12 protein-coding genes and 1 other RNA gene are annotated in these 13,156 nt (G+C 71.4%); 10 read left to right on the forward strand and 3 right to left on the reverse strand.

Going from position 1 to position 13,156, the window contains the following annotated elements; genetic code table 11:
- The first annotated feature begins 24 nt into the window (after window positions 1–24).
- Both ssrA and dacB read left to right on the forward strand, forming a co-directional pair.
- Window positions 25–394: a transfer-messenger RNA gene (ssrA, locus tag ACZ56E_RS39495) on the forward strand.
- An 81-nt stretch (window positions 395–475) separates the two neighbouring features.
- Entirely contained in the window at window positions 476–2,071 is a 1,596-nt protein-coding gene (gene dacB / locus ACZ56E_RS39500; protein ID WP_471221815.1) for a D-alanyl-D-alanine carboxypeptidase/D-alanyl-D-alanine endopeptidase, read from the forward strand.
- On the opposite strand, the gene ACZ56E_RS39505 is transcribed toward dacB, so the two are convergent.
- On the reverse strand, window positions 1,992–3,236 hold the full coding sequence (locus tag ACZ56E_RS39505) for an MFS transporter (RefSeq protein WP_471221816.1): 1,245 nt from the start codon (window positions 3,234–3,236) through the stop codon (window positions 1,992–1,994). The two genes, dacB and ACZ56E_RS39505, sit on opposite strands and share 80 nt — an antisense overlap.
- Before the next feature lie 161 nt (window positions 3,237–3,397).
- Between ACZ56E_RS39505 and ACZ56E_RS39510 the strand changes: the two genes are divergently transcribed.
- Window positions 3,398–4,351: a LysR family transcriptional regulator gene (locus ACZ56E_RS39510; protein ID WP_471221842.1), complete on the forward strand. Its 954-nt coding sequence runs from the start codon at window positions 3,398–3,400 to the stop codon at window positions 4,349–4,351.
- A gap of 358 nt (window positions 4,352–4,709) precedes the next feature.
- Window positions 4,710–5,309 carry a hypothetical protein gene (locus tag ACZ56E_RS39515; protein ID WP_468560127.1) on the forward strand — a complete coding sequence of 200 codons (600 nt, stop codon included), beginning with the start codon at window positions 4,710–4,712 and terminating at the stop codon, window positions 5,307–5,309.
- A gap of 15 nt (window positions 5,310–5,324) precedes the next feature.
- Here the strand turns inward: ACZ56E_RS39515 and ACZ56E_RS39520 are convergent, their stop codons facing one another.
- Both ACZ56E_RS39520 and ACZ56E_RS39525 read right to left on the reverse strand, forming a co-directional pair.
- A complete protein-coding gene (locus ACZ56E_RS39520) occupies window positions 5,325–5,972 on the reverse strand; it encodes an NAD(P)-dependent oxidoreductase (RefSeq protein WP_471221817.1) in 648 nt (215 codons plus the stop codon).
- Between the two features lie 51 nt (window positions 5,973–6,023).
- Complete coding sequence (locus ACZ56E_RS39525; RefSeq protein WP_471221818.1) at window positions 6,024–6,986, reverse strand: EamA family transporter; 963 nt, start codon at window positions 6,984–6,986, stop codon at window positions 6,024–6,026.
- Between the two features lie 159 nt (window positions 6,987–7,145).
- Here ACZ56E_RS39525 and ACZ56E_RS39530 point away from each other — a divergent pair, with 159 nt between their 5' ends.
- The 6 genes from ACZ56E_RS39530 to ACZ56E_RS39555 all read left to right on the forward strand — a co-directional run bounded on the left by ACZ56E_RS39530 (window position 7,146) and on the right by ACZ56E_RS39555 (window position 13,152).
- On the forward strand, window positions 7,146–7,691 hold the full coding sequence (locus ACZ56E_RS39530; RefSeq protein WP_471221820.1) for a MarR family winged helix-turn-helix transcriptional regulator: 546 nt from the start codon (window positions 7,146–7,148) through the stop codon (window positions 7,689–7,691).
- 167 nt (window positions 7,692–7,858) lie between these two features.
- Window positions 7,859–9,199: an MFS transporter gene (locus ACZ56E_RS39535; RefSeq protein ID WP_471221821.1), complete on the forward strand. Its 1,341-nt coding sequence runs from the start codon at window positions 7,859–7,861 to the stop codon at window positions 9,197–9,199.
- Window positions 9,200–9,354: 155 nt separating this feature from the next.
- Window positions 9,355–10,599 (forward strand): uroporphyrinogen-III synthase, encoded by a 1,245-nt coding sequence (locus tag ACZ56E_RS39540; RefSeq protein WP_471221822.1) that lies wholly within the window; start codon window positions 9,355–9,357, stop codon window positions 10,597–10,599.
- Window positions 10,600–11,042: 443 nt separating this feature from the next.
- Window positions 11,043–11,639 carry a CGNR zinc finger domain-containing protein gene (locus ACZ56E_RS39545; protein ID WP_471221824.1) on the forward strand — a complete coding sequence of 199 codons (597 nt, stop codon included), beginning with the start codon at window positions 11,043–11,045 and terminating at the stop codon, window positions 11,637–11,639.
- Window positions 11,640–11,782: 143 nt separating this feature from the next.
- Window positions 11,783–12,358 carry a sigma-70 family RNA polymerase sigma factor gene (locus ACZ56E_RS39550; protein ID WP_398298322.1) on the forward strand — a complete coding sequence of 192 codons (576 nt, stop codon included), beginning with the start codon at window positions 11,783–11,785 and terminating at the stop codon, window positions 12,356–12,358.
- A complete protein-coding gene (locus ACZ56E_RS39555) occupies window positions 12,355–13,152 on the forward strand; it encodes a zf-HC2 domain-containing protein (RefSeq protein ID WP_471221825.1) in 798 nt (265 codons plus the stop codon). The genes ACZ56E_RS39550 and ACZ56E_RS39555 overlap by 4 nt, the downstream gene beginning before the upstream one ends.
- Window positions 13,153–13,156: the final 4 nt, after the last annotated feature.

Genomic DNA, 13,156 nt, shown 5'->3' on the forward strand with positions numbered 1-13,156 from the left:
AGGCCCAGATTGAAAAATCAACATGGGGATGATCGGTTTCGACAGCGGATGTCGAAGCAGGGGAAGCGTGTCGAGGAAGCGGCAATGATCTCGTAAACCATATGTCGCAAAAAATAATCGCCGATACCAAGCGCGATTCCTTCGCCCTCGCTGCCTAAGTAGCGACTTGCGAAGTGTCAGCCCGGGGCTGTTCCCGACCCGGATCCTGGCATCAGCTAGGGAACTAAACTTCTAGGCCCGGTCACGGGACCTAGGAGGAAATCAAACAGTGACTGGGCCCGTCGGCGACTTGTTCGCGTGATCGCCGGGGCCGAGAAAATCGCAGCGAACTGCACACGGAGAAGCCCTGATTCTGCACCGTTGGACGCGGGTTCGATTCCCGCCATCTCCACAATTCCCATGTGAGACTGAAGCCCTCTGGCCCTCCGGCCAGGGGGCTTCTGTCGTGCTCCGAGGGCTGCCATGCTCCTGGGTCATGAGTAGACCCGTGAGACGCGTCACCATCCGTATGCGCCACTGGATCTGGCCCGCCGTGCTCGCCGTCGCGGCGGCCGGACTCGCCGTCGGCTCACCGGCCGGGGCGGACTCCGACCGGTCGGGGCTCCCCGAGGCCATCGACACCATCCTGGGCGACCCGCGCATGGAGGGCGGTGTGGCCAGTGTCGTCGTCGCCGACTCCGCGTCCGGCGACGTCCTGTACCAGCACCGCTCCAGCGGGCGCCTGATGCCCGCCTCCAACACCAAGCTGCTCACCTCGGCCGCGGCCATGGAACTCCTCGGCCCCGGCCACCGGTTCACCACCGACGTCCTCTCCGCCGCACCGCGGCGCGGCTCCGTGCTCCAAGGAGACCTGTACCTGCGCGGCACAGGAGACCCGACGACGCTCGCCGAGGACTACGACGAACTCGCCGCGAAGATCGCCGACTCGGGGATCCGGCGGGTCTCGGGGCGGCTGGTCGCCGACGACACCCGCTTCGACGGCAGGCGCATCGGCGACGGGTGGAGCGGCGACGACGAGTCCGCGTACTACGCCGCGCAGATCAGCGCCCTGAGCGTCGCGCCCGACACGGACTACGACACCGGGACGGTCGTCGTCGAGGTCGCGCCCGGGGCGCGGGCCGGGGACAAGCCGCGCGTCAGCGTGACGCCGAAGACCGACTACGTAGACATCGATCTGCGCGCGACCACCGTCGCGGAGGGCGGCGCCGACACCGTCGCCGTGGAGCGGCAGCACGGCAAGAACACCATCACCGTCAGCGGCACCGTCCCGGTCGGCGGCGACACCACCAAGGAGTGGGTCACCGTCTGGGAGCCCACCGGGTACGCGGCCGCCGTCTTCCGCGACGCGCTCGCCGCGCACGGCGTACGGGTGAGCGGCCCGACGCGGGCCGGGACCGCCACGCCGAAGGGCGCCCGGCAGCTCGCCTCGCACGACTCCATGCCGCTCAAGGACCTCATGGTCCCCTTCATGAAGCTCTCCAACAACATGCACGCGGAGAGTCTCACCAAGGCCATGGGCCACAAGGCGACAGGGCGGCCGGGGAGTTGGGGCGACGGCATCGCGGCGATCAACGGCTATCTGAGGACCGCCGGTGTCGACCCGGGCAAGCTGCGCCAGGTCGACGGCTCCGGTCTCTCGCGCAAGGACAACGCCGCCGCGGAGCAGTACATCAAGCTGCTGCGTTCGGTGAAGGCCGAGCCGTGGTTCGCCGACTGGCACGCGTCCCTTCCGGTGGCCTGCGGCCCCGGCAAGTCCGTCGGCGGCACCCTGCGCTCGCGGATGTGCGGCACTCCGGCGGCGCTCAACGTCCACGCCAAGACGGGGACGTTGACGGGAGCGTCCGCCCTCTCCGGCTACGTCAAGGACAAGGACGGGCGTGAACTGGTCTTCAGCGTCATCCTCAACAACCACCTGGCCTCATCGGTGAAGCCCGTCGAGGACGCGATCATGGTGACCCTCGCCTCCTCGACCGAGGACAAGGCCGTCCTGGTCACGCCGCGTTCGACGCGCGCGGCCGAGCGGGACGGCGGCGAGCTGGAGTGCTCGTGGCGCAAGCCTGCGCGCTGCTGAGCAGCAGGGCGCAGCAGGCGGCGGCGACGGGCACTCCGTAGCCCGCGGCGGTGCCCAAGTGCTCCACCGCCCAGCCGCCGCCCGCAGCGCCGCAGGCGATGCCTCCGAGGAGGCCGGTCACGGCGAGGGTCATGCCCTCGTTCAACCGCCCCTCGGGGGTGCGGCGCTGGACGAGCGTCATGGTGGTGACCATCGTCGGCGCCGTCGCCATCCCGGCGACGAGCAGCGCTCCGGAGAGGGCGATCAGCGAGCCGGTGGCCACCACCGCGAGCAGCGGCAGCGTCATCAGGGCGGCCATCGCGGCGGCGCACAGCAGGTGGCGGCGGCCGAGGGAGCCGCGCGGTTTCACGGCTCCGTAGACGAGGCCCGCCGCGCAGGAACCCGCGGCCTGGAGGGCGAGGACCACTCCCGCGGCGGCTTTGTGGCCCTGCGTGTCCGCGTAGGCGATCGTGACGACTTCGAGGGAGCCGAAGACGGCACCGGTGGCGAGGAAGCCGGCCAGCAGAGCGGGCATCCCGCGCGCGCGGAGCAGCGATGTCGTCCCGGAGGATGAGGCCGTACGCCCCTGGGGCGGGGGCTCCGTCGCCCGCTGGGCGGCGAAGACGAGCACGCCGGTCAGGAGCAGGATCACGCCGATGAGGGTGCCCGCCTGAGGGAAGAGCGAGCCGCACAGGAAGGCGGCGAGGACCGGGCCGAGCATGAAACAGAGCTCGTCGGCGGCCTGCTCGAAGGAGTTGGCGGTGTGCACGGCCTGCGCGTCGCCCTTGAGGAGGTGCGCCCAGCGGGCCCGGGACATGCCGCCCGTGTTGGGCGTCGTCGCCGTGGCGGCGTACGACGCGAAGAGCGTCCAGTCGGGCGCTCCGTAGCGTACGCACAGCAGCAGCGAGAGCGAGCCGAGCGCCGCTATGGCGGTGGCGGGCACGGCGACGCGCGCCTGGCCGTGGCGGTCGACCAGCCGCGCCGTCCAGGGCGCCACGACGGCGGTCGCCGCGAGGCCGGTCGCGGTGACGGCGCCGGCCAGGGCGTACGAACCGCGGGCTCCGGAGATCATGATGACGGCGCTCACGCTGAACATGCCCATGGGGAGGCGGGCGATGAGGTTGCCGACGGTGAAGGCGGTGGCGCCGGGTATCGCGAAGAGACGGGCGTAGGGGTTGTGGGGCATGCGGTCACCCTCGCCGGGGGTGTAGGGCAGGGTCCAACACCTGTTGGGTACCGATTCACGCTCCCCCGTTGTAAGTTCCTGCGGTGACCGAGGATACAGTCGTACGCAGAGATGGGGGTTCAGTCGTACGCAGAGATGAGGATCCATCCGTACGCCGAGATGTGGACCCGAGGCTGCTGCGGGCCTTCGTCGCCGTAGCGGAGGAACTGCACTTCACCCGGGCGGCCAACCGGCTCTATGTCGCGCAACAGGCGCTGAGCCGCGATGTGCGCCGACTGGAGCGGGAGTTGGGGGCCGAGCTCTTCGCGCGGACGACGCGACAGGTCTTGCTGACCGCCGACGGTGAGCGGCTGCTGCCGTACGCGCGACGGGTCCTGGAGGCCCAGGACGACCTGGTGGCCGCCGTCGCGGGCGCGGCGCGGCCTCTGCTCGTCGACCTGAACAGCCCCGGTCTGGTCTTCGGGCGCATTCTGGAGCGGGCCCGCGAACTGGCGCCCGACTGCGAGCTGATGGCCCGTTTCGAGAGCGGCCTCACCGGCGCGGCCGCCGAGATCGCCGCCGGGCGGCTCGACGTCTCCTTCGGGCGGTTCGCGGGGCTCGACCCGGTGCTGCGGGCCGGGCTCGACCAGCAGCCGGTGCGGTACGAGCCGATGGCGGTGCTGCTGCCGGCCGGGCACCCGCTGGCGGAGCTCGACGCGGTGCCGCTGGACGCGCTCGCGGGGGAGACCGTGTACGCGGGGGCGGGCAACCCGAAGACGCTGGAGTGGACGGGCCTCGCGCGGCTGCTCTTCGAGGGGCGCGGCATCGGGATCGCGCCGCCGGCGCCGCTCGCCGTGGGCGTCGAGGAGTTCGAGCGGGTGATGGCGAAGAGCCGGAATCCGGTCCTCGCGGTGGTCGACTTTCCGGCGATGCCGGGAGCGGAGCTGCGGCCGCTCGTCGACCCCGTACCGCTGTCTCCCGTGTCGCTGGTGTGGCGAAAGGGCCTGGCCCATCCGGGTGTTACCGCTCTGCGGTCGGCGGCGGCGGCGCTGGCGGCCGAGGAGGGCTGGCTGGAGAGGCCGGCGGATGGATGGGTCCCGGCGGCGGACGCGCTCGTCATGGGGCAACGGAACTGACGCGGCACCCTTCAGCAGCCCAAGGCGTTGCGCGACTGTTACGTGCAACGGGCTGCCCGCAATGGTTTGAAATGCCGTCGTAAATACGGGCGTTCGGCACGTGAGGCTCGATGGGAGCAGGGGTATCACGAGCCCCGCAATTCGCACCAGTGAACGACTGCCGCACTGAAAGGCGCTGCCCGCGAAGAGTTCTGAGATGCACGCGTGTACGACATTGCAACTGCTAATAGCCGATCGGTGAGAGGCCGTAACGATCTCGACGCACCCTGTAGTCAACTCCTAAGCTGACGGCTCTTCCCGCTGCTCGCGCCGGACGACCGCCGGGCGGTGGGCCCCCCACCTCTGCCAGGAGATTGCTTTGCTTTACAGGAAGACGGCGCTGCGCGCCGCCGCCCCCGTCGCCGTGCTCGCCCTCGCGCTGACCGCCTGCGGTGGCGGCGACGACAAGAAGTCGGAGGACAAGCCCAAGGCCGGTGCCTCCACGTCGCAGAACAAGCCCAAGGAAGAGTCGGTGCTGGCGGCCGGCAAGAGCACCTCTGGCAAGGTGAAGGAGGACAAGGCCTTCGTGACGTACGACGTCACCGCCGAAAAGGTCGACGTCGGCACGGAGGCCGAGACCAAGAAGCTGGTCTCCGACCCGAAGCGGGCCAAGGGCCTGGTCACGGCGACCGCCCACATGAAGATCACGCACAAGGGCGGCGCACCGCTCACGGACACCCCGGACGTCCAGGACACCACGGAGATCTACGCGGACGGCACCCGCGGCGGCCTGCTCATCGGCGCCGCCGAGGACGCGCCGGGCTGCGAGGACGAGCTGGACCTCGAAGGCTGGAAGAAGGGCGAGACCCACGTCCTCTGTGAGACGTACCTGATCCCGAAGGGCTCGAAGTCCATCGAGGTCCGCTGGTCCGCGAAGGAGGACGGGGACCAGGTGAGCTGGAAGTTCGCGGGCAAGTAACCGGCGACGACCGGCTCAGTAGCCGACGGTGAAGCGGGTGTGGGGGTGGCTCGGGGTTTCTGCCTCGTTCAGGAGGGCGATTGCGAAGTCCTCCATGGAGATGGACGAGTTGCCCTCCGCGTCCACCAGTAGTTCGTCGTCGGCGAGACGGAACTCGCCTGTGCGGGTGCCGGGTTCGAAAAGGGCCGAGGGGCTGATGTAGGTCCAGGGGACGTCGGTGGGTGCGGTGCGAAGTGCGTCGTACTGGGCGTCCGACGCCTCGGCGATGTGGCGCCAGGCCGGGGGGACGTACCTCGGATCGTCGATGGCGAGGACCCCCTGCGTACCGGGGACCGTCAGGCTGCCCGCGCCGCCGATGACGATGAGGCGTACGCCGTCGGTGCGGGCGAGGCCTGTCAGGAGGGCCTGGATGATGGCCGGGTGCTCGTGTTCGTGGCCGGGGGCGGGTCTGGTCGCGTTGACCACGAGGTCCTGGCCGGCGCTCAACTCGGCGACGTGGTCGGGGTTCCCGGCGTCGCCGGTGCGGTGGGCGGCGGCCGGGTGCAGTTCGGCGAAGCGGGTGGCGTCCCGGACGACGGCGGTGACTTCGTGGCCGCGGGAGAGGGCTTCGGCGACGACGCGGCTGCCCGCGTTTCCGGCTGCTCCGAAGACGGTGATGCGCATGAGGGTCGGCTCCTTGGGGTCGCGGAACGTGCGCGGGTGGGGGTGGGTGGCTCAGGCGCGGGGTGACGGGCGGCGGGCCTGGCCCAGCAGCACGCTCCCCAGGACGAGCACCAGGCCGACCAGCTGCCAGGCGGTCAGGGTCTGCCCCAGGAGCAGCAGCCCGGCGAGCGTGGCGACGACCGGGTTGGTCAGGCCGAGGAATGAGACCGACGAGGCGGGCAGGCGCTCGATGCCGTGGAACCACAGGGCGTACGCGAGGGCCGTGCCGATGATGCCGAGGTAGGTGTACCCGGCGAGGTTCGCGCCGGTGAAGTGGCCCGGCAGGCCCTCGACGCTGAGCGCGATGGGCGCGAGGACCAGGCCGCCCGCGGTCAGCTGCCATCCCGTGAGGGCGAGGAGCGAGACGCCTTCCGGGCGGCCCCACCGCTTGCTGAGTACGACGGCCAGCGCCATCAGCGTGGTGGCTGTCAGCATGGCGACGATGCCCGCGAGGTCGACCGCGGCGGTACCGCGCAGGACGAGGAGCGCGACGCCCGCGACCCCGACGAGCCCGGCGGCCAGCGTACGACCGGTGGGCCGCACCTTCAGCACACCGATCCCGAACCCGGCGACCAGCAGCGGCATGACGGCGCTGACCGTCGAGGCGACACCACCGGGCAGCCGGTACGCGCCGAAGAAGAGGAGCGGGAAGAACGCTCCGAAGTTCAGGATGCCGAGCACGGCCGCCTTCCACCACCAGTCGCCGCTCGGCAGGCGCCGGGTGAGCGCGAGCAGGATGAGCCCGGCGGGCAGCGCGCGCAGGGCGGCGGCGAGCAAGGGGCGGTCCGGGGGCAGGAGTTCGGTGGTCGTCACATAGGTGGTGCCCCAGGTGGCAGGGCCGATGGCGGCGAGCGCGGCGATGCCGGCGGCGGCTTTGGCGGAGGGGCGGGGAGTGGTGGCGGACTTGGGGATCGCCCGCTGTGCCGACCTCTGCGCGGTGCGCTGCGCGGTGCTGCTCCTGCTGCCGATGCCCATGACGCGCTTCCTCTCCCCGTTCCCTCAACGCTTAACGCTATTATTCTCAACGTTGAGATAAATATGGACCCCGGGATCTACGAACGTCAAGTATCTGAACGTTGAGAGATTCCGCCGGGTAGCCCCGGCACCCGGCACGCCGCGAGCGGAGACGACGACATGACCGACCACGAGACGCCCGACCCCGAGGCACCCGACCACGACGCCATCGACGAGCTACGTGCCCAATGGCGCCGCGAACGCCCCGACCTGGACCTCGCGCACCTCGACGCGATGGCCCTGGTGGGCCGCATCAAGCGGGCCGACCACCTGCTGAGCAAGGGCATGAAGCGGGTCTTCGTCGAGTACGGCCTGGAGTTCGCGGAGTTCGACGTCCTCGCCACCCTGCGCCGCGTCGGCGCCCCGCACGAACTGACCGCGGGCGGCCTCCTCAAGACCGCGATGGTGACGTCCGGCGCCATCACCAACCGCCTGGACAAACTGGAACGCAAGGGCCTGATCGAACGCCACCCGGACCCGAACGACCGCCGCGCCATCCGCGTCCGCCTGACCGAAGCGGGCCGCGACATGGTCGACCGCGCGGTGGTCGACCACGTGGCGAACGAGGAGAGCATGCTGGCGGCCCTGACCCCGGAGGACCGCACCGCCCTCGACGCGGCCCTGCGCCGGCTGCTGGTGTCGCTGGGGGACACGCATCTGGGGTGACGGCCTCGCCGCCCCGTCCCCTCGCCGTCCCGTCCCTCACCGCCCCGCCCCGCCCCCCGTGAGAGCAACGTTCCCCGGTGGTCATCGTGTGGCACAAGGTTGAAATGCGGTCTCTTTACGTTCGGGAGGGTCGGCCGGTGTGCGTGGACTACTCCTGGAGGCGTGTGATGTGGATCGAGCGGTGGGACCCGGAGGACGAGACGTTCTGGAAGGAGGAGGGCGGGGAGAAGGTCGCTCGGCGGAATCTGGCCTTCTCCGTGTTGTCCGAGCACATCGGGTTCTCCGTGTGGAGCCTGTGGTCGGTGATGGTGCTGTTCATGGGGCCCGAGTACGGGATCGACGCGGCAGGGAAGTTCTTCCTCGTGTCGATGGCGACCCTCGTGGGCGCCGTGGTCCGCGTGCCGTACACCTTCGCCGTCGCGCGCTTCGGCGGGCGTAACTGGACCGTCATCGCGGCCTCCCTGCTGCTCCTGCCGACCGTCGCCGCGTTCGTCGTGATGGAGCCGGGGACGTCCTACTCCACCTTCATGCTGTGTGCCCTGCTCACCGGGGTCGGCGGCGGCAACTTCGCCTCCAGCATGACCAACATCAACTCGTTCTTCCCGTTGCGGAAGAAGGGGTGGGCCCTCGGGCTCAACGCCGGCGGCGGCAACATCGGCGTGCCCGTGGTGCAGCTCGTGGGGCTCGCCGTCATCGGGGCGAGTGGTGGGCCGCGTGTCGTCCTCGGGATCTATATTCCGCTTGTTGTCGTGTCTGCTGTCTGTGCCTTTCTCTTCATGGACAGCATCTCGTCCGTCCGCAACGACACCGGTGCCGTGAAGGCGGCCACGCGTGACGCGCACACGTGGATCATGTCGTTCCTGTACGTGGGGACGTTCGGGTCGTTCATCGGGTACGGGTTCGCCTTCGGGCTCGTCCTGCAGACGCAGTTCGGGCGTACGCCGCTCGAAGCCGCCCAGCTCACCTTCATCGGGCCGCTGCTCGGCTCGCTCGTCCGGCCCTTCGGCGGGCGGCTCGCCGACCGGTTCGGCGGGGCGCGCATCACCCTGTGGAACTTCCTCGGGATGGGCGCCGCCACCGGTGTCGTCGTCGTCGCGTCCGTGCGGGAGTCGCTGCCGCTGTTCGTCGGCGCGTTCGTCGCGCTGTTCGTGCTCACCGGGCTCGGCAACGGATCGACGTACAAGATGATCCCCGGGATCTTCCAGGCGAAGGCGGAGGCCGAGGGGCTCGTGGGGGAGGCCGCCGCGGCCCAGGGGCGGCGGCTTTCCGGGGCGGCCATGGGGCTGATCGGGGCCGTCGGCGGGCTCGGTGGGCTCGGCATCAACCTCGCGCTGCGGCAGTCCTTCCAGACGGTGGGGTCCGGCACGGGGGCGTACGTCGCCTTCCTCGTCTTCTACGGTGTGTGTGCGGCCGTCACCTGGGCCGTATACCTTCGCCGGCCGGTCGCCCGTACGGTCCCGGCGGCCGACACCGAGGAGAAGGCGCAGCTCAGCTACGCCGAGGTGTGACGTAACACGGCGGACATCGGCGTGAACCGGGCCCGTCACGCGCCGTTGACAGGCTCGGTCGTCCGCCGCCCACACGCCACGAGCGAGACGAGCGAATCGAGCGGGACAAGGAAAGCGGGACAAGGAACACGAGCGGGACGAGACGAGACGAGCCTATGCACGACAGCCCAAGGCCCAGCCCGAGCCCCGGCGCCAGCCCGAGCCCTGGTCCCGGCGCAAGCCCGAGCCCCAACCCGGGTCCCAGGGGTGCCCCCGCCGTCGGTGGTCCGGCTGCCGGGCACGGGCCCCTCGCCGGCTTCACCGTCGGTGTGACCGCCGCCCGGCGCGCCGACGAGCTCGGCGCGCTCCTGCAACGGCGCGGCGCCACCGTGCTGCACGCGCCCGCGCTGCGCATCGTGCCGCTCGCCGACGACAGTGAACTCCTCGCAGCGACCAAGGAGTTGATCGACCACGCGCCCGACGTCGTGGTCGCCGCCACCGCCATCGGGTTCCGCGGCTGGATCGAGGCCGCGGACGGCTGGGGGTACGGAGAGGCGCTGGTCCGCTGCCTGCGCGGGGTCGAAGTGCTCGCCCGCGGGCCGAAGGTGAAGGGGGCGGTGCGCGCCGCGGGGCTCACCGAGGAGTGGTCGCCCTCGTCCGAGTCCATGGCGGAGGTCCTGGATCGGCTCCTCGGCGAGGGTGTCGCGGGGCGGCGCGTCGCCCTCCAGCTGCACGGGGAGCCGCTGCCCGGCTTCGTCGAGGCGTTGCGGGCCGGGGGCGCGGAGGTCGTCATGGTGCCCGTGTACCGGTGGCTGCCGCCCGAGGACCTCAGCCCCGTGGACCGGCTCCTCGACGCGGCCGTCGGGCGGGGCGTCGACGCGCTGACGTTCACCAGCGCGCCCGCCGCCGCCTCGCTGCTCGCGCGCGCCGGGGAGCGGGGCATGACGGCCGAACTCCTCGCCGCCCTCCACCACGACGTGCTGTCCGCCTGCGTGGGGCCCGTCACCGCGCTGCCGCTGCAGTCCCTCGGCGTCGACACGGTGCAGCCCGAACGGTTCCGGCTCGGCCCGCTGGTCCAGCTGCTCTGCCAGGAACTCCCCTCCCGAGCAAGGGTGTTGCGCGTCGCGGGCCACCGCGTCGAGATCCGCGGTCACGCCGTCCTGGTCGACGACGAGCTGCGCGCCGTGCCGCCCGCGGGCATGGCACTCCTGACCGCCCTCGCCCGCCGGCCCGGCTGGGTCGTGGCCCGCGCCGAACTGCTGCGCGTCCTCCCGGGCGCGGGCCGCGACGAGCACGCGGTGGAGTCCGCGATGGCCCGCCTCCGCACGGCCCTCGGCACACCGAAGCTGATCCAGACGGTGGTCAAGCGCGGGTACCGACTCGCCATCGACCCGGCATCGGGCTCGAAATACGTGGGCTAAGCCGCCATCGGCCCCGGTCGGCTCGGGCGCGGCCATCCCGCCTCGGGCGCCCCCGCCTCGGGTGCGGCCCTCCCGCCTCGGGCACCCCCGCCCCGGGTACGGCCCTCCCGCCTCGGGCACCCCCGTCGCCGGGGGCGGGGCTCCGCCGCCTGGGGTGCGCCCGCGTCGCCTCGGGTGCATCACGCCGTCGCCCCGGGTACGGCCCGGCCGACCCGCGTGTGCCCCCGCCTCTGGTGGGGTTCTCGCGGTGCTTGGGCGGGGGGCACCGGAACTGCTGAGCGCGGGTTCCCGGGGCAACCGGATGGGAGTTCCCGGGACGACTAGACGGGAGTTCCCAGGGCAACCTGGTACGCCGGGTTCCGGACGCGGCCGGGGGAGGGCACTGTAGGGGTACGCGACGGCATTCACTCACCGGTGACCCCCACCAAGGCGGTGACAGGCGCATGGCGTTGGGTACGGCCCCGGCTCCGTACGAGCTGCGATTCGACTCCGGGCGGAGCTGCCTGGACCTCGTGGCGACGAACCACCCCGTGGAGCGGCTCGACTCCGTGGAGCGGCTGCGCGCCTGGCTCGCGGGCACCGGTCTCGTGCCGGCCGGCGCGCCCCTGCCCGGCGCCGGGCCGCAATGGCTCGCCGCCTTTCATGAACTGCGCGCCCATATAGGGCAGTTGGTGCTCGGTGAGATCGACGGGCGCCCCGCTGCCACCACCGCCGCCCTCGACCGCGTCAACGCCCTCGCCGCCGCCCCGCCCCCGGCCCCATGCGCCGTCCGCGCCGCCGACGGCAGCCTCGTCCGCGTCCTGCGCGGCGACCCCGGCTGCGCCGCGCTCGTCGCCGCCGTCGCCCGGGACACCGTCGACCTGCTCACCGACCCCGTCGCCCGAGCCCTCCTGCGTCAGTGCGAGGGCGACAACTGCCTGATCGTGTACCTCGACACGTCCCGCGGCCGCCGTCGCCGCTGGTGCTCCAGCGAGGTGTGCGGCAACCGCGAGCGCGTGGCCAGGCACCGCCGGAGGGTGGCGGCGGTCGGACGCGAGTGAGGGCCTCAAAGCCTCGCAAACCCGTCGCGAGTGAGAGTCTCGCAAACCTCCGGCCACTTCCCTTGAACACTCGCCGCCCCCCATACGTACCTCCGTCGTGAGACCCGCCCGACCCGTCGAAAGGGCGGACACCGGAGGTACGCGTGCGCAAGGATTCCGCCGTGGCCGATGAGCGCCCGCAGCCGCACCGGCATCGCCTCGGACGGCCCCCGGGCCCGGACGAGGAGTTGATGCGCGCCCTCTACCGCGAGCACGCGGGAGCACTTCTCGCCTATGTGCTCCGGCTGGTGGCGGGCGACCGGCAGCGTGCCGAGGACGTCGTACAGGAAACGCTCATCCGTGCCTGGAAGAACGCCGGTCAGCTCAACAGAGCGACCGGTTCGGTACGCCCCTGGCTGGTGACGGTCGCTCGGCGCATCGTCATCGACGGCCACCGCAGCCGGCAGGCCCGGCCGCAGGAGGTCGACCCGTCGCCGCTGGAGGTCATCCCCGCGGAGGACGAGATCGACAGGGCACTGTGGCTGATGACGCTCTCGGACGCGCTGGAGGACCTGACTCCCGCACATCGGGAGGTACTTGTCGAGACCTACTTCAAAGGGCGTACGGTCAACGAGGCGGCCGAGACGCTGGGCATACCCAGCGGGACGGTCCGTTCACGGGTCTTCTACGCGCTTCGCTCGATGAAGCTGGCGCTCGAGGAGCGGGGGGTGACGGCATGACCGAGTTCCACAGCCACCACGGCGCGCGGCAGGACGACGAGCTCCACGAGACCGTCGGCGCCTACGCCCTCGGGATCCTGGACGACGCGGACGCCACGCGGTTCGAGGAGCACCTCGCCGCGTGCGAGTTCTGCCGGCGTCAGTTGGACGAGCTCTCCGGCGTGGAGCCGATGCTGGCCGCGCTCGCGGACTTTCCCGGCCCGCGCGGCCTGCCCGCGATCGGCGAGCAGCTCGCCGCCCGGCCGAGCCCCCGGCTCGCCGAGCGCCTCCTCGCGGAGGTGTCCGTCAAGCGGGAGCACCGGCGCAGGCGCGGCCTGTACCTGGTCGCGGCGGCGGTCGCGCTGATCGTCGGCGGGCCGCTCGTCGTCCTCGCGGTGACCGGCGACGACGGCGGCTCGAAGGGCGTCGTCGCCGAACCGCACCCCTCCAGCCCCGCCGAGGACGCCTTCTTCCACCACATGGACGAGAAGGTGCGCGCCACCGACCCGACGACCAAGGTCAGCGCCACGGTCGGCACGGAGAAGAAGGCCTGGGGCACGCACGCCGTCCTGGAGCTGAAGAACGTCAAGGGGCCGCTCAAGTGCTCCCTGGTCGCGGTCGGCAAGAACGGCGAGAAGGAGACCGTCAGCAGCTGGTCGGTGCCCAAGTGGGGATACGGCATCAAGGACAGCCCGAACAAATGGGCGCGCAGCCCGCTGTACGTGCACGGGGGCGCGGCCATGGACCGGAACGACATCGATCACTTCGAGGTGACCACGTTCGACGGGGAGCGGCTGGTCAAGGTCGACGTGTAGCGCA

The sequence above is a fragment of the Streptomyces sp. NPDC039480 genome, from assembly GCF_055597165.1.

Excerpts from the sequence above, each read along its gene's own strand:
- ACZ56E_RS39540 (WP_471221822.1), top strand. The coding sequence starts at position 9,355 with ATGCACGACAGCCCAAGGCCCAGCCCGAGCCCCGGCGCCAGCCCGAGC.
- dacB (WP_471221815.1), top strand. The coding sequence starts at position 476 with ATGAGTAGACCCGTGAGACGCGTCACCATCCGTATGCGCCACTGGATC.
- ACZ56E_RS39545 (WP_471221824.1), top strand. The coding sequence starts at position 11,043 with ATGGCGTTGGGTACGGCCCCGGCTCCGTACGAGCTGCGATTCGACTCC.
- ACZ56E_RS39555 (WP_471221825.1), top strand. The coding sequence starts at position 12,355 with ATGACCGAGTTCCACAGCCACCACGGCGCGCGGCAGGACGACGAGCTC.
- ACZ56E_RS39535 (WP_471221821.1), top strand. The coding sequence starts at position 7,859 with ATGTGGATCGAGCGGTGGGACCCGGAGGACGAGACGTTCTGGAAGGAG.
- ACZ56E_RS39520 (WP_471221817.1), bottom strand. The coding sequence starts at position 5,972 with ATGCGCATCACCGTCTTCGGAGCAGCCGGAAACGCGGGCAGCCGCGTC.
- ACZ56E_RS39530 (WP_471221820.1), top strand. The coding sequence starts at position 7,146 with ATGACCGACCACGAGACGCCCGACCCCGAGGCACCCGACCACGACGCC.
- ACZ56E_RS39525 (WP_471221818.1), bottom strand. The coding sequence starts at position 6,986 with ATGGGCATCGGCAGCAGGAGCAGCACCGCGCAGCGCACCGCGCAGAGG.
- ACZ56E_RS39505 (WP_471221816.1), bottom strand. The coding sequence starts at position 3,236 with ATGCCCCACAACCCCTACGCCCGTCTCTTCGCGATACCCGGCGCCACC.